The following is a 22530-nucleotide window of genomic DNA, read 5'->3' as shown; positions in this document are numbered from 1 at the left end:
GAGCCATCGCAGGATGGCTCTTTTTACAGGTCAATCAGCAATCTATATGTACTCAAGAAGATTTGACGAGCTTGTCCTCTAACGAGCGTCTAATAATTTCTTGTTTTATAAGTAAAATGAAGTCGGGATTTAATTTTAGTTCTTTTGCTTTATAATAAGACTCAGTGAGTAAATCAGTAGATAACTGTTCCATATGTTTTGTTTTCAAGGTGAGTCACCTCCTAATAATATAAGGATTGATTCGTTGTTGCATTTAATGTACCAAAAAAATATGACAGTCACAAACAAGAGGTTATCCACATAACTCAGTGGATAAAATGTGGATAGATTGTTAGTAAATTCCAAATTGACTGAAAAATTAACGTGGAAAGTGTGTACAAGTTTATCCACAGGTTATCTATCGAAAAATGTTGTCGAAAAATTTTATGAAAAATCCTCAAAGAGGTGAAAGAAATTGAAGTTATTTTTACCAAATGAATATGTGAAAAATATATATCATATTCAACCAGAAGATTTGAAAAAACGTGGAATTAAAGGAGTTATTACTGATTTAGATAACACTTTAATTGAATGGGATCGTCCAAACGCAACGCCACAGCTTGAAGAGTGGTTTTTGAAAATGAAAGAAAATGATATTCAAGTAACGGTCGTTTCAAATAACAACGAGCAACGCGTTAAAGACTTCGCTGACCCATTAGGTATTCCGTTTATTCATAGTGCGCGCAAACCGTTTGTTCGCGCATTTAAGCGTGCGATACATGAGATGCACCTGCAGCCAGATGAAGTTGTAGTAATTGGAGATCAGTTACTAACGGATGTGCTCGGCGGAAATCGTGTGGGACTTCATACAATTTTAGTTGTACCGGTAGCGCAAACGGACGGATTGGTGACACGATTTAATCGGAAAATTGAACGAAGAATTATGAGAAACATGAAGAAAAAAGGCTTAATTAACTGGGAGGAATAAAGTTTGACTGAAACAATTAAATGTATTGGTTGCGGTGTAGAAATTCAAACAGAAAATAAAAATGAAGTAGGATACGCTCCTGTATCATCTTTAGAAAAAGAACAAGTAATTTGCCAACGTTGTTTTCGTTTGAAACATTATAACGAAATTCAAGATGTATCTTTAACAGATGATGATTTCCTTCGTATTTTGAACGGAATTGGACAATCAGACGCACTAGTGGTTAAAATCGTAGATATTTTCGATTTCAATGGTAGCTGGTTACCGGGCTTACATCGTTTTGTAGGGAACAATAAAGTATTACTTGTAGGGAATAAGGCTGACTTAATTCCAAAGTCAGTTAAGCATGATAAAGTAAAACATTGGATGCGCTATAGTGCAAAGCAACTTGGTTTAAAACCAGAAGATGTCTTTTTAATTAGTGCAGCTAAAGGACAAGGAATCGCTGAACTTGCTGATGCAATTGAGCATTACCGCGAGGGTAAAGATGTTTATGTTGTTGGATGTACGAATGTTGGTAAATCAACATTTATTAATCGTATGATTAAAGAGTTTAGTGATGAGACTGAGAATGTAATTACAACATCACATTTCCCAGGAACAACGCTTGATTTAATTGATATCCCATTAGACGAAACGTCATCTTTATACGATACACCAGGTATTATTAATCATCATCAAATGGCGCATTATGTTGGGAAACAAAGCTTAAAGCTTATTACACCGACTACAGAAGTTAAGCCAATGGTATTCCAATTAAATGAAGAACAAACATTATTCTTTGGTGGATTAGCACGATTTGATTATGTAAGTGGGGGCCGTCGTGCATTCACTTGTCATTTCTCAAACCGTTTAACAATCCATCGTACAAAGCTTGAAAAGGCTGATGAATTGCACGAAAAACACGCTGGAGAATTATTGAATCCACCGACACCAGAAGAATTAGAAAATATGCCTAAGTTTGTGAAATATGAATTTAATATTCGTGAGCCGAAAACGGATGTTGTATTCTCTGGATTGGGCTGGGTTACTGTAAATGAATCAGGAGCGAAAATTGTTGCTCATGTACCAAAAGGAGTAAGTGTTTCATTACGTAAATCTTTAATTTAATATGGAGAGGGATTTATGAAACAATTATATGGTGTAATCGGAAATCCAATTGGACATTCATTATCACCCGTTATGCATAACGATGCATTTGAACACTTGAATATGGATGCCCATTACCATGCGTTTCTTGTAGAAGAAGAAGCGCTAGGGGAAGCAGTAAAAGGTTTGAAAGCATTAGGTATTTCAGGATTTAATGTAACGACTCCGCACAAAGTTGCAATTATGGAGTACTTGGATGAGATTGCCCCGTTAGCAAGGCAAATCGGTGCGGTAAATACAGTAGTTCATCGAGATGGAAAATTGATTGGGTATAATACAGATGGAATTGGTTTTGTTCGTGCCCTGCAGTCAATTAGTGAAGATCCACTTCAAGAGAAACGTATTTTATTAATCGGTGCAGGTGGTGCTAGCCGAGCTATTTACTTCTCGCTTGCCGATGTAGGTGTGAAAGAAATTGATATTGCTAATCGTACGAGAGATAAGGCGAAAAACCTTATCTCTGGGTGCATGGCAAATGTCAATTCGCATGCTCTATCGTTAGAATGTGCAGCAGAAAATCAAGGGGAATATGATATTATCATCCAAACAACAACGATAGGTATGCATCCACATGTTGAGTATACGCCGCTGGAAATTCGTTCATTGAAACAAGGAACGATTGTTTCTGATATTATTTATAATCCATTTGAGACGAAAATTTTAGGCGATGCGAAAGAACAAGGTGCAATAATTCAAAATGGAATCGATATGTTCGTTTATCAAGGTGCACTTGCGTTTGAAATGTGGACAGGGTGTGTGCCGAATATTGATAGAATGAAACAATTAGTAATGAGAGAGCTTGGAGGCTAATTATATGTTAACAGGAAAACAAAAAAGATTTTTACGTGCAAAGGCACATCATTTAACACCGATTTTTCAAGTTGGAAAAGGTGGCGTGAATGAAAATATGGTGAAACAAATTGGAGAAGCATTAGAAGTTCGTGAACTATTTAAAGTGAGCGTATTACAAAACTGTGAATTTGATCGTAGTGAAGTTGCAGAAGAGCTTGCACAAGGTGCACGAGCTGAAATCGTTCAAGTAATCGGAAGCACAATTGTTTTATACAAAGAATCAAGAGAAAATAAGCAGATTAAGCTTCCTCGATAAAAGATATACGTGAGTTATTTCGTAATGGACGCTTGATATGTAGAAAGCGAAACCAATTGAACTTTTATTAACAGTGGGCTCTCTTCGAATTTGTATGGGGAGAGTTGCTGTATGTAAAAGGAAGGAGCGTTTCTTTTGAGAAAAATTGGCATTATTGGTGGCACGTTTGATCCACCTCATAATGGGCATTTGTTAATTGCAAATGAAGTGTATCATGCTTTAGGGTTGGAAGAGGTATGGTTTTTGCCGAATCAAGTTCCACCGCACAAGCAAGGACGTAACATTACGAGTGTGAAAAGTCGATTAAATATGCTGCAAATAGCGATTGAGGAAGAAGCATACTTTTCAATTTGTTTAGAAGAGCTAGACAGAGAAGGCCCATCTTATACGTACGATACTATGGTACAATTAACGGAGAAGTATCCGGATGTGCAGTTTCACTTTATTATTGGCGGAGACATGGTTGAGTATTTGCCGAAGTGGTATAACATTGAAAAGTTACTTAAGCTTGTGACTTTCGTTGGAGTTGCAAGACCAGGTTATACATTACATACGCCTTATGATATCGTAAAAGTGGAAATTCCGGAGTTTGCAGTTTCTTCTTCTCTGTTACGTGAGAGATATATGACGAAGAAAACGTGCAAATATTTACTCCCCGAAAAAGTACAGGTATATATCGAGAGGAATGGGTTGTATGAATCGTGAGGAAGCACTTAGTATTGTCAAACAACAAATGCATGAAAAACGTTATATACACACGGTTGGTGTAATGGAAACAGCGATTGAACTTGCCCGATTATATGGTGTAGATGAGAAAAAGGCAGAGACGGCTGCTATATTTCACGATTATGCAAAATGTAGAGCGATTCCAGAAATGGAAGAGATTATTAAGGGAGAAGCTTTGCCAAAGGATCTACTGCACTATAACAAAGAGTTATGGCATGCACCTGTTGGGGCATACTTAGTAGAAAAAGAAGTAGGCATTACTGATCCTGAAATTCTACAAGCTATTACATATCATACAAGTGGTCATGAAAAAATGACAATGTTAGATAAAGTTATTTATGTAGCAGATTACATTGAACCAGGACGTAAGTTTCCTGGTGTGGAAGAAGCGAGGAAACTCGCATATAAAGATATAAATCAAGCTTTACTGTTTGCTTTAAAGCGAACAATTCAATTTTTAATGGAAAAAGATCAAACGATTTATCCATTAACATTCCAAACATACAATGAAGTTATCAAGGAGGAAATTAATAAATGAAAGATAAAGAGTTATTAGTATTAGCGGCAAAAGCAGCTGATGATAAGAGAGCAGAAGATATGGTTGTACTAAATATGCAAGGTATTTCACCGATTGCAGACTATTTTATTATTTGTCACGGAAATTCAGACAAGCAAGTACAAGCAATTGCACGTGAAATTAAAGCGAAGGCACATGAGTTCGAAATTAACGTACAACGTATGGAAGGCTTTGATGAAGCGCGTTGGGTTTTAGTAGACCTTGGTGATGTGGTTGCTCATGTATTCCATAAAGATGAGCGTAATCACTATAATTTAGAGCGTCTATGGGGCGATGTGCCGCGTGAAGATATTGCAGATGAGCTAGATCAATGAAATACGAACAATTTGCTTTGCTGTATGACGAACTGATGAATGATGTCCCTTATGATAAATGGGTGGAATTCACAGAGGAAAGTTTACAACAGGCATCTATGAAAGAGGCAAGAATCCTTGACGTAGCATGTGGAACTGGTAACGTAACACTTCCGCTTGTGCGAAAAGGTTATGACTTAATTGGTGTAGATCTTTCGGAAGAAATGTTAACTGTCGCGCAGCAAAAATTGGGGGGAGAAGGCTATTTTATTCCTTTTTACCAACAAGACATGAGAGAACTCGATGTTCCTGGTGAATTTGATTGTGTGACAATCTTTTGTGACTCATTAAATTATGTATTGCAAGAAGATGGAGTGCAAGAAACATTTAGAAGAGTTTTCCACCATTTACGTCAGGATGGCTTGTTTTTATTCGATGTACACTCTTTATATAAAATACATCACGTATTTCAAAATGAAACATATACAGTGAACGGCGAAGAAATATCACTTATTTGGAACTGCTTCCCTGGAGAAGAATCAGATAGTGTGGAACATGATTTGACATTCTTTGTACAAGATTCAGAAGAAGATGTGTATCATCGTTTTGACGAATGTCACGTGCAACGTGCGTATTCAGTTGAAGTGTTAACAAAATGGCTTGAAGAAGCTGGGTTTACAGTGCTTCGCGTCACAGGTGACTTTGAACGAATTGAAGTGACAGAACAAACAGAGCGCATCTTTTTTATGGCGAAGAAGAATGGATAAAAGAAAAGCAACCGATAAGGTTGCTTTTGTTTTATAGAAAAGATGTAGTTTTAGTTCTAGAAAAATAAAAAGATGATATGTGTAAAGTGTAAAAATGCTAGTTTTAGTGAAAATGTAGTATGAAAAAGATAAGTATTAATAAAAAGGGTTTGGGATTACGATGGCGTATTTATTATGTGTGTTTATTGAATTGCTGCTCAACGCATTTTAAATCTTCATCAAATTTCTCATGTGTCTGTTCGATTAATTTATGAAACATATCCCCAACGTGCTCTTCTAAAATACGAATACCTTCTCCTGTAACACCGCCTTTAACGCATACCTTTTCTTGTAAAGTAGGTAATGTGAAAATTTCTTTTTCAAGTAATTTCCCCATTCCAATGACCATTTCACTTACTAAAGTAGTGGCTTCTTCATGTGTAATATTTGTTTTATCTACAGCAGCGTTAATGAAACATTGTAATAAATAACTAAAAAAAGCAGGGCCGCAGCTTGCTATATCAGATGAAACGCGCGTTATATCTTCTTCTATAACAAGGGGAGTAGAAATGTTTTTGAATAGACGAAGTAGTTTTTGTTGCCATTCTTCAGAGCAGTTATTTCCAAATGTAAATAGTGATGCGCCGGATAAGGCGCGGTTTGTGATGCTTGGAATGATACGAGCGACGTGGCAAGGTATAAGTGTTTCTAATTGTGATGGAGATATGGGGCTTGTGATAGAAACTAAGCAATCTTCGTCTGAAAAATGGTCAGCGTATTTTTGTAGAATAGGGTATATATCTATCGGTTTTACGCAAATGAAAATAAGCTGGGATTGTTCGATTACCTCTTGGATTGTTTTGGCTATATGAACAGAAGGGTATTTTTCTTTTATATGATATGCTTTGGCAGGCGTCCGATTAATAATAGTAAGGCACGAAGGTTTGACAGCACGGGTTTCTAAAAATGCATCGATTAGTATACTCCCCATGTTCCCTGTCCCTATAATTCCTATGTTCAATGTTTCATCCCTCCTTCGTAACAGCTTTCTCCTAAACAATATGAATGATGTTATAAATTTATGATTAGAGGTGTAAAATGATGTGGGATTTTCCGAAAAAATGGTTGGGATTAGTGGTTATTATTGGCACTTTGATTTTTCTTTTTTTCTGGAAAACGAATCAGCAAACAGAGCGATCGCTCGTTACAACGGAAGTTCAAGTGAAAGATGTGGAGAAAAAAAGTAAACCGAAAGTATTGGATGCAAAGGAGCAGAAAAAAATAATTATAATTGATGTGAAAGGGGCGGTTTTTAAAGAGGGTGTGTATGAAATGAAGGAAGGGGACCGGGTGAAGGAGGCCGTTGAAAAAGCTGGTGGTTTGTTGCCGGATGCAGATGTGAAGAAAGTGAATTTGGCGCAAATGGTCCAAGACCAAATGCTTCTTTATGTTCCTAACAAGAATGAGCCAGTGCAAGAAGGGGCTACTTTTTCAAAAAGCGAGGGTAAAGTGCAAATAAATACAGCTTCTAAAGAGCAACTTGAAAAAATAACAGGCATTGGTTCTCGGAAAGCGGAAAGTATTTTGAAATATCGAGAAGAACATGGTCTGTTTCAGAAAATAGAAGATTTATTAGAAATTGATGGGATTGGTGCGAAGTCTTTAGAGAAAATAAAAGATCAAATTATTATTCCATAAAAGATTGACGAAGTTTTTCTTTTTTCGCTACACTACAAGTAGACAAAAAAGAAGGTGAAAAATATGGAACGAATTTCATGGGATCAATATTTTATGACGCAAAGCCATCTACTATCTTTACGTAGTACATGTACAAGGCTTGCGGTAGGAGCGACAATCGTTCGTGATAAACGAATTATTGCTGGTGGATATAACGGTTCAATTAAAGGTGGTGTGCATTGTATAGACGATGGTTGCTATGTCATTGATAATCATTGCGTTCGTACAATTCATGCTGAAATGAATGCTTTATTGCAATGTGCGAAATTTGGTGCAAAAACAGAGGAAGCGGAAATTTATGTCACACATTTTCCTTGTTTACAGTGCTGTAAGGCGATTATTCAAAGTGGTGTTACAGCGGTTTATTATGCACAGGACTATAAAAATCATCCGTATGCCGTAGAGTTATTTGAACAAGCGAGTGTAACAGTAAAGCACGTTCCGCTAGAATACGATATTACATCGCTAGAGGAACAAGAGCGTCATTTACAGCTAAAGGAATTATTCGCAGCTTTAGAAAAAGATAATTTATCAATGGAAGAATTACAGCGTGTATTCACTAAAGCGAAAATGATGCTATAAGGAGTGAGTATGAGTTGAATGGGCAATGGGGCTATGTTGCAATCTCGTTTATAATTGGGATTGCAATTACCTTTTCCGCATCGCATTTGTTGGCTGCTTGTTGTTTCGTTTGTTATGTTTTATTTTGTTTATATCGTACTTCGCGTAAAACCTTCATATTTTGTATAATAGCGTGTTTTAGTGGCGTTATGTACACCACGTATGTTCAGAGTCTAAATAAGCCGCTAGGGGAGTCCTATGAAGTTACACGAGGGGTCGTGCAAAATACACCTCTAATTAATGGGGATCGTCTCTCTTTTCAAATTGAAGATCAGAATAAAAACTTAGTGCAGTTAAATTATAAAATACAATCTGCTTCGGAAAAGAAGCAGTTGCAACAATTACATGTAGGTATATCGTGTACATTTAAAGGGGAGGTGAAAGAACCACAAACTGCCCGGAATTTTCATGTTTTTGATTATCGTAATTATTTATATCAGCAAAAAATACATTTTATATTTGATGTGACATACATTTCTGAATGTCACAAAACATCGTTGTCACTCGTGCAATGGATTTTCCTTCTCAGGCAACAAACAATCTCGAAAGTTACAGAAATGTTCCCGGAACAATCAGGTGCATTTATGAACGCATTATTATTTGGAGATCGACAACAAATGACGTTTGAAGTAGAAGAGCAATATCAACAATTTGGTCTTATACATTTGTTAGCAATTTCAGGATCGCATATCGTACTATTAATGGTTATAATGTATTTTGTTTTGCTAAGAAGTGGTGTGACGAAAGAGACAGCAACAGTATGCCTTATAGTTTGCATTCCTCTGTATATGATCATAGCTGGGGAGTCGCCATCTGTTGTGAGGGCTTCTATAACAGGAGTTTTATTATTGGTAGCTTTCATGTGCTCTGTTCGCTTATCTAGTCTAGACGCCTTAAGTATAACAGCTATATGTATGCTTATATACGATCCGTATCTTATTTTCAACATTGGATTTCAATTCTCATTTGTAGGTAGTTTTTCTTTACTACTATCTGCGCCGATATTATTAGGGCGTAGTAATGGGATAGTTCGAAATTCTATTTACATTTCTATAATTTCACAGCTCGCTAGTACCCCCATCTTGTTATATCATTTTGGTTATTTTTCTCCTTATAGCATTTTCCTCAATCTTATATATGTTCCTTTTCTATCCATTATTGTATTGCCGTGTAGCATCATTATTCTTATATGTATGCCGGTTATTCCATTTTTCGCAAAAGGAATTGCATATGTACTTTCACTATGTTTAACCATTTCTAATGATTTTCTAAGTTACTGTGAAAGTTTCCCTTTCATCCGACTTACTTTTGGTCAAACTCCTTTATTTCTTGTGGCTATATATTGTTTTAGTATCGTTAGTATATTTGTGATTTGGGAAAGGGTAATAACGAAAAAAAATTTGTGCATAGTTGTGGGTGTGTTTCTTTTTATTAGTACTTGTCATTATGTATATCCATATTTTCGCGAAAGTGGGAGTGTTACATTTCTTGATGTTGGACAGGGAGATGCGATATTAATTCGTCTTCCATACGATAAAGAGGTTTATCTTATTGATACAGGAGGAGCCCTTCCTGTCAAGAAGGAAGCGTGGCAACAGAAAAAGCATGAATTTTCTGTTGGGCATGATATTCTTGTTCCTTTTTTACAAAAAGAAGGTATAAAAACGATTGATAAATTAATTGTAACGCACGGAGATGCGGATCATATAGGTGCTGCGCTGGATTTGCTGTCATCTATTATTGTAAAAGAAGTTGTATTTGGGAGAAAGGAACAAGATGCTGTATTGGAAAAAGTGGTGAAGAAAAAGGCGTTAGAAAAGAGCATGAAGATAAGTGTAGTAGGAGAAGGGGAAGGTTGGAGGGTAAATGAAGCGGAATTTTTCGTATTAGCTCCAAAGGGGAAAGAAAAGGGAGAAAATGACTCTTCGATTGTACTATGGGCCAGACTAGGGGGACTAACATGGCTATTTACGGGTGATCTAGAAGAAGAAGGAGAAAAGTTTATAGTATCAACATATCCTGATTTGCGGGCTAATATTTTAAAAGTTGCCCACCATGGGAGTAAAACATCGTCTACAGATCCATTTTTAAGCCTTGTACAGCCTGCTGTAGCGATTATTTCTGTGGGGGAGCGTAATAGGTATGGGCACCCGCATAAGGAAGTTATAGAGCGTTTTAAGAAGATGGGTATTGATATATGGCGTACGGATAAGCAAGGTGCTATTTCCTATGTTTTTAATGGAGAAAAAGGAACCTTTCAAAGTAAAATCACATATGATGAAACACATAGAAGATGAAAAAAAGAAGACTGCCGTTAAGCAGCAGCCTTTAAGAACCGATGAATTTAATAACAGTTGCAATAATGAAAAGTGTTGCGAAAAAACCAAATGAGACGATAAATCCTACCCCTGAATCAATAGCGTCATTGCGTTTACTTTGAACGTTTTGTTCAAAATCATTCATTTAGAATCCCTCCCCAACATTCCATTTTAGTATAAAATATTGTCAGAAAAAAATCTACAATTTCCATATGAAGTGAAATAGAGTATTTGTATACTTTTTCTAGTTAGTTAAGTAGCGTGAATTTTTCATTTCCAATCATGTTAACAGTTGGCACTTATACTAAGATTATTATTGTAAATAATAAAGGGAAGGTGATTACCGCACACCAATAAGAAATCCGGGGCTTATTGCGTGGCGTTTTATATAAATAAAGGGGCGGGTTATAAAGACCGTCCCTTTGTACTTGTAAAACAAAAGCTAGGGCATTAGTATAAATATATATTGCTAAGTTAGGGAGTAGGAAAAAATATGAGTGATATACATAAGAAGATTAAAAAGAAACAGTTCGCTCCGTTGTATGTACTGTATGGAACGGAAGCTTATTTTATAAATGAAACGATAAAGCTTATTACAACGGAAGCGCTTGAAGAGGAAGATCGAGAGTTTAATGTTGTGACATACGATTTGGAAGAAGCGTATTTAGAAGATGTAGTTGAGGATGCGCATACGCTTCCTTTTTTTGGAGAGCGTAAAGTTATATTAATAAAATCACCACTATTTTTAACGGCACAAAAAGAAAAATTAGAACAAAATATAAAAATTTTAGAAGAATATATTGGGGAGCCATCTCCTTTTTCTATTCTTGTTTTTGTTGCGCCTTATGAAAAATTAGACGAACGAAAAAAAATTACAAAACTATTAAAGAAAACAGCGGATGTAATAGAAGCAAATGCGATGCAAGTGCAGGATGTTCAGAAGTGGATTGTTTCTCGTGCGGATGAGGTGCATGTGCATATTGATAATGCAGCTGTTAGTTTATTGTTAGAGCTTGTGGGAAGTAATGTAACAATGTTGGCGAAGGAAATGGACAAGTTAACGTTATACGTCGGTATGGGCGGAGAAATTACGCCAAAACTTGTCACGGAACTTGTGCCGAAATCTGTTGAGCAAAACGTGTTTGCTTTAACAGAAAAAGTGGTGAAAAAAGATATCGCTGGTGCGATGCAAATTTTAGACGGATTATTTACACAGCAGGAAGAACCGATTAAACTGCTCGCTTTATTAGTAAGTCAGTTCCGCTTGCTGCATCAAGTGAAAGAGTTGCAACAGCGTGGTTACGGACAAAATCAAATCGCGTCCCATATTGGTGTACATCCGTACCGGGTAAAGTTGGCGATGAATCAAACGAAGTTTTTCTCTTTTGAAGAATTAAAAAAAGTTATTATAGAATTGGCGGAAGCTGATTATAGTATGAAGACTGGAAAGATGGATAAGAAACTTGTGCTTGAGTTTTTCTTAATGCGGTTAAATCATATGTAGTGACACAAAAAAGTTCACGTACTTAGTACGTGAACTTTTTTGTGTATATAAAAAACGATCCGAATGGATCGTTTTTTAAACGCCTTACGCGTTTACTTGTTTCGCTAAGCGAGATTTTTGACGAGCTGCAGCGTTTTGGTGGATAAGACCTTTACGAGCTGCTTTGTCAAGTTTTTTAGAAGCAGTTTTGAAAGCTTCTTTAGCATTTTCAAGATCGTTATTAGTAACTAAAGTTTCTACAGTTTTAACAGCAGTACGCATGTCAGACTTGATAGAAGCGTTATGTGAACGACGCTCTTCGCTAAGTTTAGCGCGTTTGATAGCAGATTTGATGTTTGCCATACTTTTCACCTCCCTGGTGCAATCGAATGACTCGATTCTTACATAGAACAAGTGATATTTTATCAAACGGTGAAGAGAATTGCAATAGTATATCAATGAAATTTCACGTAAAGGAAAGAATGACCTAATATAACTTGGGGAAATCTAACGATATTTACTATGAATTACGGAGGAGATACGATGAAAGAACCATTAGATTTAAGTAAATATAGTGTTAGAACTGACCTTGCTGTAGAGGCGCACCAAATGCTACAAGAGCGCCAAGAAGAACAAAAAGGGATACAGGGAGTTATTGTAAAAGAGAGGGAAGAAGAGGGAGTTACAATTACAAAAGTAACTATTGATGAAATTGCATCTGAGTCGATGGGGAAAAAACCTGGAAGTTATTTAACTCTTGAGGTGCAAGGTATACGACAACAAGATACGGAACTTCAGCAAAAGGTAGAGCGTATTTTTGCAAAAGAATTTTCTTATTTCTTAGAAGAGGTTGGAGTTTCAAAAGAAGCGAGTTGTTTAATCGTAGGTCTTGGGAATTGGAATGTAACGCCGGATGCACTCGGACCGATAGTTGTAGAGAACGTATTGGTGACGAGACATTTGTTTAAATTGCAGCCTGAAAGTGTGGAAGAGGGGTTTAGACCTGTTAGTGCCATTCGTCCAGGGGTAATGGGAATTACAGGGATTGAAACGAGCGATGTCATTTACGGAATTATTGAGAAGACAAAACCAGACTTTGTTATCGCAATTGATGCATTAGCTGCGCGTTCTATTGAACGAGTAAATAGTACGATACAAATTTCTGATACAGGAATTCATCCAGGATCTGGTGTTGGGAATAAGCGTAAGGAACTAAGTAAAGAAACATTAGGTATTCCTGTTATCGCAATTGGTGTGCCAACTGTGGTAGATGCTGTTTCGATTACGAGTGATACAATTGATTTTATTTTGAAACATTTTGGCCGGGAACTGAAAGAAGGAAACAAACCGTCACGCTCTTTATTGCCAGCAGGTTTTACATTTGGAGAAAAGAAAAAATTAACAGAAGAAGATATGCCAGATGAAAAGAGTCGAAATATGTTTTTAGGAGCTATTGGTACGTTAGAAGAAGAAGAAAAGAGAAAGTTAATTTATGAAGTGTTATCTCCTCTTGGTCATAATTTAATGGTAACTCCAAAAGAAGTAGATGCGTTTATTGAGGATATGGCAAATGTAATAGCCAGTGGTTTAAATGCAGCGCTGCATCATCAGATTGATCAGGATAATACAGGGGCATATACACATTGATGGAAAGAGGCAGAAATAGCTTGAGTCAATTTACGCTGTTATGTATATGCGGTACAGTCTTATGTTTGCTTATGATGATAGCTGGAGTGGGACTCGCTAATCATGGTCTAAAAAGTATGAAGGGATATCGTCAGCTGTCATATGAACAAATTGCTCATATGACAGGAACAGAAGGCACTGGGGCTGAATCGGAAATTTCGGGAGAGACGTTTTCGGCTATTGAAAAACAAAAACAGTTAGAAAGCTTAAGAAGTTTTAATGTTGTAGAAGGTATCGGTATGGCGATAGCAAGTGTTGCTCGTGATATGACAAAGTTTGGAACGGATATAGTTGTTGGGGCAATAAAAGGAATTTTTAGTTAAGGGTAGCGGGAAGGATGGTTGTCTTATGTTTGTAAGAGAGCTGTCTTTTAATTTGAAAAAGGTTTGTCTCTTATGGTTTGTTCGCATAAGATATAGATAGAGTGATTTGTATTGTAAGCAGCACGAGTTTTCATTGAATCTTTGCTGCTCTATTGATATAATCAGTGCTAGTGTATATTGGCGAGACTATTAGGAGTTGAGAACATAGATGAATAAAGAAGAAAGAGCAAAAAGACAGTCCAAAATTCGTAACTTCTCCATCATTGCTCACATTGACCACGGGAAATCAACGTTGGCAGACCGTATTTTGGAGAAAACAAACGCGTTGGCACAGCGCGAAATGAAGGCGCAATTGCTTGACTCTATGGAGTTGGAGCGTGAGCGTGGTATTACAATTAAATTAAATGCAGTACAACTAACGTATAAAGCGAAAGACGGTGAAGAGTATATTCTTCACTTAATCGATACTCCAGGACACGTCGACTTTACGTACGAAGTATCTCGTAGTTTAGCGGCTTGTGAAGGTGCAATTCTTGTAGTGGATGCAGCGCAAGGAATTGAGGCGCAAACATTAGCGAACGTATATTTAGCGCTTGATAATAATTTAGAAATTTTACCAGTTATTAATAAAATCGACTTACCAAGTGCAGACCCAGAACGCGTACGTCAAGAGGTAGAAGATGTAATTGGTTTAGATGCATCGGAAGCTGTACTTGCTTCAGCGAAAGCTGGCATTGGTATTGAAGAAATTTTAGAACAAATCGTTGAAAAGGTACCAGCTCCAACAGGTGATTCAGAAGAGCCGTTACAATGTATGATTTTCGATTCTTTATATGATCCGTACCGTGGTGTAATTGCATATATCCGTGTTGTAAATGGAACGGTAAAAGTTGGCGATAAAGTACGTATGATGGCAACTGGAAAAGAATTTGAAGTAACAGAAGTAGGTGTGTTTACACCGAAAACGACGCAACGTGACGAGTTAACAGTAGGTGATGTAGGTTTCTTGGCAGCATCTATTAAAAATGTAGGTGATACACGCGTAGGTGATACGATCACACATGCGAAACGTCCGGCTGCAGAGCCGTTAAAAGGGTATCGAAAATTAAACCCAATGGTATTCTGTGGTTTATATCCAATCGATTCTGCACGTTATAACGACTTACGTGATGCGTTAGAAAAACTAGAATTGAATGATTCTGCTCTTGAATTTGAGCCTGAAACATCTCAAGCTTTAGGTTTTGGTTTCCGTTGTGGTTTCTTAGGGCTTCTTCACATGGAGATTATTCAAGAACGTATTGAACGTGAATTCAAGATTGACTTAATTACAACAGCGCCAAGTGTTATTTATAAAGTGTATTTAACAAACGGTGAAGATTTTATTGTTGATAATCCATCTAATATGCCAGATCCACAGACTATCGATCGTGTAGAAGAGCCGTTTGTGAAGGCTGCAATTATGGTTCCGAATGACTATGTTGGAGCTGTAATGGAAATTTGCCAAGGGAAACGTGGAACGTTTATTGATATGCAATATTTAGATGAAACACGTGTTACATTGACATATGAAATCCCGTTATCAGAAATCGTATATGATTTCTTCGATCAATTGAAATCAAATACGAAAGGATATGCATCATTTGACTACGAGTTAATTGGTTATAAACCATCTAAACTTGTGAAAATGGATATTCTTTTAAATAATGAACAAGTGGATGCTTTATCATTTATTGTACATCGTGATTCAGCGTATGACCGTGGTAAAGTAATTGTAGAGAAATTAAAGAAATTAATTCCAAGACAACAGTTTGAAGTGCCAATTCAGGCGACTATCGGAAATAAAGTTGTATCTCGTTCTACAATTAAGGCGATGCGTAAAAACGTACTTGCAAAATGTTACGGTGGTGACATTTCTCGTAAGCGTAAACTTCTTGATAAGCAAAAAGAAGGTAAAAAACGTATGAAGTCTGTTGGTTCTGTAGAAGTGCCGCAAGAAGCATTCATGGCTGTACTGAAAATGGATGATAACTAATGGAGTGAACTATAATTAGTGGGGATTTTTCTATTCTTCGCTAATTATTAGCCCGCACCAATCGTGATAAAAGTAGAAGCCGTTCGTTCGGCTTCTTTTTTATATGCTACTTTTTAGACATCTTAGCATCTCTCATTTACAATAGTGAGAGAGCTTTTTAGTGATTGATATAGAGTTAGGAGACTATTAATGTCCGAAAATATTCGAAAAGATATTCGAGAGAAAATACAAAAAGGTAATTTTAATTGCGAAAAGGAACTGACGCTTTCTATAATTAGTGGGAAGTGGAAAGTTGTGATATTGTGGCACTTAGGTGTGGAAGGTCCGCATCGTTTTAGTGAATTGCAACGTCTGTTCCCGAGCATTTCTCATAAAGTGTTGTCAAATCAATTGAAAGAGTTAATGGAGGACGGGATTGTTGATCGAACGGTATACCCGGAAATTCCTCCGCGTGTTGAGTACTATATGACGGAATTAGGTATGTCGCTTTTACCGATCGTTGAAATGATGTATGATTGGGGAAAAATGCGAATGGAACAAATCCGTAATACAGTAGAGAAGTAAAGAATCCTCCGGAGTGCGGAGGTTTTCTTTTTAGAAAGGTAGGAGTTATATTTGGTACAAGCTGCATATATTCATATTCCATTTTGTCAGCATATTTGTCACTATTGTGATTTTAATAAAGTATTTATTGAACGCCAACCGGTTGATCAATACTTACAATATTTAGAGAAAGAAATAATAAATACGGTTCAAAAAGTACCGTTTGAAAGTATGAAAACGATTTTTGTTGGCGGAGGAACTCCGACAGCTTTAAATATGGAGCAAACAAAAAAACTACTCGACATCATTAACCGTCGTTTGCGTCCATTTGCGCCGAATTGTGAATTAACATTTGAAGCGAATCCAGGTGATTTACCGAAAGAGAAGTTGAACGTATTGCTAGAAGGTGGAGTAAACCGAATTAGTTTTGGTGTGCAAACGTTTCGTGATGAGCTACTTGAGAAGATTGGACGCAGGCATACGAGAGAAGATGCATTCGTAGCAATTCGAGAAGCGCAGGAAGTTGGTTTTACAAATATTAATGTAGATTTAATTTATGCTCTGCCAGGACAGACGATAGAAGATGTAAAGGAAACATTAGACATTGCCTTTACGCTTGGTGTACAACATTTCTCGGCATATTCCTTAATTGTGGAACCGAAAACCGTATTTTATAACTTAATGAATAAAGGGAAATTAAGACTTCCAGGTGAAGACCATGAAGCGAAAATGTACGAAATGGTAATGGATGAAATGGAGAAACATGGTTATAACCAGTATGAGATTAGTAACTTCTCAAAAGGTAATAATGAAAGTAGACATAATCTCACATACTGGAATAATGAAGAGTATTATGGATTTGGAGCTGGAGCGCATAGCTATGTGAACGGGGAACGAATTCAAAATGTAGGTCCGCTCAAGCAATATTTCACTAAAATTGATGAGACAGGATTTCCATATTTAGATGTTCATCCAGTGACAGAGAAAGAAAAAATGGAAGAAGAGTTGTTCTTAGGACTTCGAAAAACAAAAGGTGTTTCTAAGTTAGAATTCCAAAAGAAATTTAATGTGGAGATGGACCATGTTTTTGCAAAGCAGTTACAAAGTAATCAAGAACAAGGATTACTTGAAAACAGAGATGGGCATGTTTGTTTAACGAGGAAAGGGAAACTATTAGGGAATGAAGTATTCCAGTCATTTTTGATTGATTAATTAAATGTGCCATAAGCGTGAAAAATTTTTGTTATTTCGTGACGTTTCCGTTGACAATTGAATGTCAATTTTGGTAAGTTATTAATAGATTTAGCACTCGAAGACAAAGAGTGCTAACAGAGGTGATGATGAGATGCTTACGGAACGTCAGCTCTTAATTTTACAAACAATTGTTGATGACTTTATTGGATCAGCGCAACCAGTTGGTTCGAGGACGTTGGCTAAGAAAGATGAAATTACGTTTAGTTCAGCTACTATTCGAAATGAAATGGCTGATTTAGAAGAATTAGGATTTATTGAAAAAACGCATAGTTCTTCTGGGCGTGTTCCTTCTGAAAAAGGATACCGATTTTATGTAGACCATCTTTTAGCGCCGCAAAACTTACCGACCGATGAAATTGTACAAATTAAAGATTTATTTGCTGAAAGAATTTTTGAAGCAGAAAAAATTGCGCAACAATCAGCTCAAATTTTATCAGAGCTTACGAATTATACGGCCATTGTTCTTGGTCCCAAATTGAGCACAAATAAACTTAAAAATGTACAAATTGTACCGCTTGATCGTCAAACAGCAGTCGCTATTATTGTAACAGATACAGGGCATGTGCAAAGTAAAACGATTACCGTTCCGGAATCTGTTGATTTATCAGATTTAGAAAAAATGGTTAATATTTTAAATGAAAAGCTATCTGGTATACCTATGGCAGAACTTCATAATAAAATCTTTAAAGAGATTGTTACAGTCTTGCGTGGGTATGTTCATAATTACGATAGTGCAATAAAAATGTTAGATGGTACATTTCAAGTCCCTTTATCGGAAAAGATATACTTTGGAGGAAAAGCAAATATGCTTTCGCAACCAGAGTTCCATGACATTCACAAAGTAAGATCTTTGCTGACGATGATTGATAATGAGGCTGCGTTTTATGACATTTTGCGTCATAAACAAGTCGGAATTCAAGTGAAAATTGGTAGAGAAAATTCTTCTACGGCAATGGAGGATTGCAGTTTGATTTCTGCAACGTATTCGATTGGAGAAGAGCAACTTGGAACAATTGCAATTTTAGGTCCGACGAGAATGCAATACTCTCGTGTAATTAGTTTACTGCAGTTATTTACAAGACAATTTACAGACGGACTTAAAAAGTAAATGAGAGTAATACATTCGCTCAAGTGATGAAATTTTCATTGCTGTGTGTAATATATAATGCTTAGGTAATCATGCTAAGCATGATACCTAATACCTTTTAAGGAGGTGAAAATTGTGGAAGAGCGTAACGAACAAGTGGTAGAAGAAGTGAAAGAAGCGCAAGTTGAAGAAGCTGTCACGCCAGAAAACAGTGAAAAAACTGTAGAAGAAAAAAGTGAGGCTGCTCTTTTACAAGAAAAAGTAGATGAGTTACAAGCGAAACTAACGGAAACGGAAGGTCGCACATTACGTCTACAAGCTGATTTTGAAAATTATAAGCGCCGTGTCCAAATGGATAAACAGGCTGCTGATAAATATAGAGCACAAAGTCTAGTTTCAGATATTTTGCCAGCTCTTGATAATTTTGAAAGAGCGATGCAAGTGGAAGCGACTGACGAGCAAACGAAATCCTTGTTACAAGGTATGGAAATGGTGCATCGTCAATTGCTAGAAGCGTTGACTAAAGAAGGTGTTGAAGCGATTGAAGCTGTTGGTAAACAGTTTGATCCGAATGAACACCAAGCTATTATGCAAGTGGAAGACAGTGAATTTGAATCAAACGCGGTAGTTGAAGAATTCCAAAAAGGTTATAAACTAAAAGACCGTGTGATTCGCCCATCAATGGTAAAAGTAAATCAATAATTTACATAAAAGTAGGAGGATTCGCCATGAGTAAAATTATCGGTATTGACTTAGGTACAACAAACTCTTGTGTAGCTGTTATGGAAGGTGGAGAACCAAAGGTTATCCCAAATCCAGAAGGAAACCGTACAACACCTTCTGTTGTAGCTTTCAAAAATGAAGAGCGTCAAGTTGGGGAAGTTGCGAAGCGTCAAGCAATTACAAACCCAAATACAATCATGTCTGTTAAACGTCATATGGGTACAGACTACAAAGTAGAAGTTGAAGGTAAAGATTTTACACCTCAAGAAATTTCTGCAATCATTTTACAAAACTTAAAAGCTTCTGCTGAAGCATACTTAGGTGAAACAGTAACGAAAGCTGTTATTACAGTACCTGCATACTTCAACGATGCAGAGCGTCAAGCAACGAAAGATGCTGGTCGTATCGCTGGTTTAGAAGTTGAGCGTATCATTAACGAACCAACAGCCGCAGCACTTGCTTACGGTTTAGAAAAACAAGATGAAGAGCAAAAAATCTTAGTATATGACTTAGGTGGCGGTACATTTGATGTATCTATCCTTGAGTTAGCAGACGGCACATTCGAAGTTATTTCAACTGCTGGTGACAACCGTCTTGGTGGAGATGACTTTGACCAAGTTATCATCGATCATTTAGTAGCTGAATTCAAAAAAGAAAATAGCATTGATTTAAGCCAAGATAAAATGGCACTTCAACGTCTGAAAGATGCAGCTGAAAAAGCGAAGAAAGATCTTTCTGGTGTAACACAAACACAAATTTCATTACCATTCATTAGTGCTGGAGCTGCTGGCCCATTACACTTAGAATTAACGTTAACAAGAGCTAAATTCGAAGAAATTTCAGCTGGTCTTGTTGAAAGAACATTAGAGCCAACTCGTCGTGCATTAAAAGACGCTGGTTTTGCTCCAAGCGAATTAGATAAAGTTATCCTTGTTGGTGGATCTACTCGTATCCCAGCTGTACAAGAAGCAATTAAACGTGAAACTGGTAAAGAGCCATACAAAGGTGTAAACCCAGATGAAGTTGTAGCATTAGGTGCTGCAGTTCAAGGTGGCGTACTTACTGGTGATGTAGAGGGCGTTCTATTATTAGACGTAACTCCACTTTCTTTAGGTATCGAAACTATGGGCGGTGTGTTCACGAAACTAATCGAGCGTAACACTACAATTCCGACAAGTAAGTCACAAGTATTCTCAACAGCTGCTGATAACCAACCAGCGGTAGACATTCACGTACTACAAGGTGAGCGTCCAATGTCAGCTGACAACAAAACGTTAGGTCGTTTCCAATTAACAGACCTTCCGCCAGCACCACGTGGAATTCCACAAATCGAAGTAACATTCGATATTGATGCGAACGGTATCGTTAACGTACGTGCAAAAGACTTAGGAACAAGCAAAGAGCAAACTATTACAATCCAATCTTCTTCAGGTCTTTCTGATGAAGAAGTAGATCGTATGGTACAAGAAGCTGAATCAAATGCTGATGCTGACCAAAAACGTAAGGAAGAAGTTGAACTTCGTAACGAAGCTGACCAACTTGTATTCCAAACAGACAAAGTTGTAAAAGATTTAGAAGGTAAAGTAGATGCAGCTGAAGTAGCGAAAGCAACGGAAGCGAAAGAAGCATTACAAGCGGCAATCGAGAAAAACGAACTTGAAGAAATCCGTGTGAAAAAAGATGCTCTTCAAGAAATCGTACAACAATTAACTGTTAAATTATACGAGCAAGCTCAAGCGGCTGCAGGGCAAGCAGAAGGTGCACAAGGAGCACAAGACGCTGGCGCGAAAAAAGATAATGTAGTAGACGCTGAGTTTGAAGAAGTAAAAGAAGACAAGTAATACAGTGAAATAAAATAAGTAAGATGACAAAAAGTCAAAGTCAAGCGTGCCTTGGCTTTGGCTTTTTTCACGAATAAGAAGAAATGTGTGAGGATCTTAAGTTTTTTATTTTGCATACTGTATGTGAGGAAACTTTGTTGCAAAGCACTTTCTTTCGGTGTTAAAATTACGTTTATGTGAAAGATTCGGGGGTTGCAAATTTATGAATAAACGAGACTATTATGAGGTCCTTGGACTTAGCCAGGGCGCTTCAAAAGATGAAATTAAAAAAGCGTATCGTCGTTTGGCTAAAAAATATCATCCAGACGTAAGTAAAGAAGAAAATGCAATTGAAAAGTTTAAAGAAGTACAAGAGGCATACGAAGTATTGAGCGATGATCAAAAGCGTGCGCAGTATGATCAATTTGGTCACGCTGGTCCGAATCAAGGTTTCGGTGGCGGAGGAGACTTCGGCGGTGGCTTCGGTTTCGAAGATATCTTTAGTTCATTCTTTGGCGGTGGCGGCAGACGCCGTGATCCAAATGCTCCACGTCAAGGTGCTGATTTACAATATCAAGTTACTTTAGAGTTTGAAGAAGCTATTTTTGGTAAAGAATTAAACGTTGAGATTCCAGTGGAGGATCCATGTGATACTTGTAAGGGTAGTGGAGCAAAACCAGGGACTTCAAAAGAAACATGTAAACATTGTTCAGGATCAGGGCAAGTAAGTGTAGAACAAAATACACCATTTGGGCGTATTGTAAACCGTCAAGCTTGTGGACATTGTTCAGGAACAGGTCAAATGATTAAAGAGAAATGTACGACATGCCATGGTTCTGGTAAAGTTCGTAAACGTAAAAAAATCAATGTTAAAATTCCAGCGGGTATCGATAATGGTCAACAAATTCGTGTATCTGGAAAAGGTGAAGCAGGCGTAAATGGCGGACCGGCAGGTGACTTATATGTTGTTGTTCATGTGAGAAATCATGAATTCTTTGAACGCGAAGGGGATCACATTATTTGCGAAATGCCAATAACATTTGCGCAAATGGCACTTGGTGCGGAAGTAGAAGTTCCTACCGTTCATGGCAAAGTGAAGCTGAAAATTCCAGCTGGAACACAAACAGGAACAGAATTCCGCTTAAAAGGAAAAGGTGCTCCGAACGTACGTGGATATGGTCAAGGAGATCAATATGTAGTCGTTCGTGTTGTTGTGCCGACGAAATTAACTTCACATCAAAAAGATTTATTGCGTGAATTTGCAGGGCAAGAAGAGCAGGATGATAGCTTATTCAGAAAGCTTAAACGTGCTTTCAAAGGGGAATAATGGAAATAAA

The 22530-nt window shown here is 37.2% G+C and carries 25 protein-coding genes; 21 read left to right on the top strand and 4 right to left on the bottom strand.

Annotated features, from left to right (window positions below; translation table 11 throughout):
• Positions 1-52: 52 nt before the first annotated feature.
• Positions 53-208, bottom strand: coding sequence for a sporulation histidine kinase inhibitor Sda (locus MKX37_RS21230; protein ID WP_002015226.1), 156 nt, complete (start codon positions 206-208; stop codon positions 53-55).
• Positions 209-454: 246 nt separating this feature from the next.
• On the opposite strand from MKX37_RS21230, the gene MKX37_RS21225 reads away from it, so the two are divergent.
• The 8 genes from MKX37_RS21225 (at position 455) to MKX37_RS21190 (ending at position 5587) form a co-directional block, all read left to right on the top strand.
• Positions 455-967, top strand: coding sequence for a YqeG family HAD IIIA-type phosphatase (locus MKX37_RS21225; RefSeq protein WP_002015225.1), 513 nt, complete (start codon positions 455-457; stop codon positions 965-967).
• A gap of 3 nt (positions 968-970) precedes the next feature.
• The gene (gene yqeH / locus MKX37_RS21220) at positions 971-2077 is read left to right on the top strand and encodes a ribosome biogenesis GTPase YqeH (protein WP_002167651.1); all 1107 of its coding nucleotides are present in this window, start codon (positions 971-973) and stop codon (positions 2075-2077) included.
• Positions 2078-2092: 15 nt separating this feature from the next.
• Positions 2093-2926 carry a shikimate dehydrogenase gene (aroE, locus tag MKX37_RS21215; RefSeq protein WP_002015222.1) on the top strand — a complete coding sequence of 278 codons (834 nt, stop codon included), beginning with the start codon at positions 2093-2095 and terminating at the stop codon, positions 2924-2926.
• Positions 2927-2930: 4 nt separating this feature from the next.
• A complete protein-coding gene (gene yhbY, locus MKX37_RS21210) occupies positions 2931-3224 on the top strand; it encodes a ribosome assembly RNA-binding protein YhbY (protein ID WP_002015220.1) in 294 nt (97 codons plus the stop codon).
• A gap of 135 nt (positions 3225-3359) precedes the next feature.
• Positions 3360-3929, top strand: a complete 570-nt coding sequence (locus MKX37_RS21205; RefSeq protein ID WP_002015218.1) for a nicotinate-nucleotide adenylyltransferase — start codon at positions 3360-3362, stop codon at positions 3927-3929.
• Entirely contained in the window at positions 3919-4488 is a 570-nt protein-coding gene (gene yqeK / locus MKX37_RS21200) for a bis(5'-nucleosyl)-tetraphosphatase (symmetrical) YqeK (RefSeq protein ID WP_002129163.1), read from the top strand. The genes MKX37_RS21205 and yqeK overlap by 11 nt, the downstream gene beginning before the upstream one ends.
• The gene (gene rsfS / locus MKX37_RS21195) at positions 4485-4841 is read left to right on the top strand and encodes a ribosome silencing factor (protein WP_000653209.1); all 357 of its coding nucleotides are present in this window, start codon (positions 4485-4487) and stop codon (positions 4839-4841) included. Before yqeK ends, rsfS begins: the two co-directional genes overlap by 4 nt.
• A complete protein-coding gene (locus MKX37_RS21190; RefSeq protein WP_002088700.1) occupies positions 4838-5587 on the top strand; it encodes a class I SAM-dependent DNA methyltransferase in 750 nt (249 codons plus the stop codon). Before rsfS ends, MKX37_RS21190 begins: the two co-directional genes overlap by 4 nt.
• Positions 5588-5759: 172 nt before the next feature.
• Here the strand turns inward: MKX37_RS21190 and comER are convergent, their stop codons facing one another.
• Entirely contained in the window at positions 5760-6587 is an 828-nt protein-coding gene (comER, locus tag MKX37_RS21185) for a late competence protein ComER (protein WP_078422004.1), read from the bottom strand.
• A gap of 77 nt (positions 6588-6664) precedes the next feature.
• Between comER and MKX37_RS21180 the strand changes: the two genes are divergently transcribed.
• The 3 genes from MKX37_RS21180 (at position 6665) to MKX37_RS21170 (ending at position 10221) form a co-directional block, all read left to right on the top strand.
• Positions 6665-7264 carry a helix-hairpin-helix domain-containing protein gene (locus MKX37_RS21180; RefSeq protein ID WP_002015211.1) on the top strand — a complete coding sequence of 200 codons (600 nt, stop codon included), beginning with the start codon at positions 6665-6667 and terminating at the stop codon, positions 7262-7264.
• A 63-nt stretch (positions 7265-7327) separates the two neighbouring features.
• A complete protein-coding gene (locus tag MKX37_RS21175) occupies positions 7328-7885 on the top strand; it encodes a ComE operon protein 2 (protein ID WP_002088698.1) in 558 nt (185 codons plus the stop codon).
• A gap of 14 nt (positions 7886-7899) precedes the next feature.
• A complete protein-coding gene (locus tag MKX37_RS21170) occupies positions 7900-10221 on the top strand; it encodes a DNA internalization-related competence protein ComEC/Rec2 (protein ID WP_078422003.1) in 2322 nt (773 codons plus the stop codon).
• Positions 10222-10252: 31 nt separating this feature from the next.
• Here MKX37_RS21170 and MKX37_RS21165 read toward each other — a convergent pair whose 3' ends face one another.
• Positions 10253-10387: a YqzM family protein gene (locus tag MKX37_RS21165; RefSeq protein WP_000997609.1), complete on the bottom strand. Its 135-nt coding sequence runs from the start codon at positions 10385-10387 to the stop codon at positions 10253-10255.
• Positions 10388-10735: 348 nt separating this feature from the next.
• Here MKX37_RS21165 and holA point away from each other — a divergent pair, with 348 nt between their 5' ends.
• Positions 10736-11746 (top strand): DNA polymerase III subunit delta, encoded by a 1011-nt coding sequence (gene holA, locus MKX37_RS21160; RefSeq protein WP_002034073.1) that lies wholly within the window; start codon positions 10736-10738, stop codon positions 11744-11746.
• Positions 11747-11830: 84 nt separating this feature from the next.
• On the opposite strand, the gene rpsT is transcribed toward holA, so the two are convergent.
• Entirely contained in the window at positions 11831-12088 is a 258-nt protein-coding gene (gene rpsT, locus MKX37_RS21155; protein WP_002088694.1) for a 30S ribosomal protein S20, read from the bottom strand.
• 180 nt (positions 12089-12268) lie between these two features.
• Here rpsT and gpr point away from each other — a divergent pair, with 180 nt between their 5' ends.
• From gpr to dnaJ, 9 genes are all read left to right on the top strand, one after another.
• Positions 12269-13372 carry a GPR endopeptidase gene (gene gpr / locus MKX37_RS21150; RefSeq protein ID WP_002088693.1) on the top strand — a complete coding sequence of 368 codons (1104 nt, stop codon included), beginning with the start codon at positions 12269-12271 and terminating at the stop codon, positions 13370-13372.
• Positions 13372-13734, top strand: coding sequence for a YqxA family protein (locus MKX37_RS21145; protein WP_033707987.1), 363 nt, complete (start codon positions 13372-13374; stop codon positions 13732-13734). Before gpr ends, MKX37_RS21145 begins: the two co-directional genes overlap by 1 nt.
• Positions 13735-13942: 208 nt before the next feature.
• Positions 13943-15766 carry an elongation factor 4 gene (gene lepA / locus MKX37_RS21140; RefSeq protein ID WP_002015204.1) on the top strand — a complete coding sequence of 608 codons (1824 nt, stop codon included), beginning with the start codon at positions 13943-13945 and terminating at the stop codon, positions 15764-15766.
• A gap of 189 nt (positions 15767-15955) precedes the next feature.
• Positions 15956-16330, top strand: a complete 375-nt coding sequence (locus tag MKX37_RS21135) for a winged helix-turn-helix transcriptional regulator (RefSeq protein ID WP_002015203.1) — start codon at positions 15956-15958, stop codon at positions 16328-16330.
• 51 nt (positions 16331-16381) lie between these two features.
• Entirely contained in the window at positions 16382-17521 is a 1140-nt protein-coding gene (gene hemW, locus MKX37_RS21130) for a radical SAM family heme chaperone HemW (RefSeq protein ID WP_002015202.1), read from the top strand.
• A 133-nt stretch (positions 17522-17654) separates the two neighbouring features.
• Positions 17655-18671 (top strand): heat-inducible transcriptional repressor HrcA, encoded by a 1017-nt coding sequence (gene hrcA / locus MKX37_RS21125; protein WP_002015201.1) that lies wholly within the window; start codon positions 17655-17657, stop codon positions 18669-18671.
• 114 nt (positions 18672-18785) lie between these two features.
• On the top strand, positions 18786-19352 hold the full coding sequence (grpE, locus tag MKX37_RS21120) for a nucleotide exchange factor GrpE (protein WP_000392715.1): 567 nt from the start codon (positions 18786-18788) through the stop codon (positions 19350-19352).
• A gap of 26 nt (positions 19353-19378) precedes the next feature.
• The gene (gene dnaK / locus MKX37_RS21115; RefSeq protein ID WP_002015198.1) at positions 19379-21214 is read left to right on the top strand and encodes a chaperone protein DnaK; all 1836 of its coding nucleotides are present in this window, start codon (positions 19379-19381) and stop codon (positions 21212-21214) included.
• Positions 21215-21416: 202 nt separating this feature from the next.
• Positions 21417-22520: a chaperone protein DnaJ gene (dnaJ, locus tag MKX37_RS21110; RefSeq protein WP_002129144.1), complete on the top strand. Its 1104-nt coding sequence runs from the start codon at positions 21417-21419 to the stop codon at positions 22518-22520.
• Positions 22521-22530 lie beyond the last annotated feature (10 nt).

The sequence above is a fragment of the Bacillus sp. FSL R5-0709 genome, from assembly GCF_038004785.1.
Taxonomy (GTDB): Bacteria; Bacillota; Bacilli; order Bacillales; family Bacillaceae_G; genus Bacillus_A; species Bacillus_A mycoides.
Note: the sequence above shows the minus strand (reverse complement) of the source record. Positions and strands in the feature narration are given on the sequence as shown.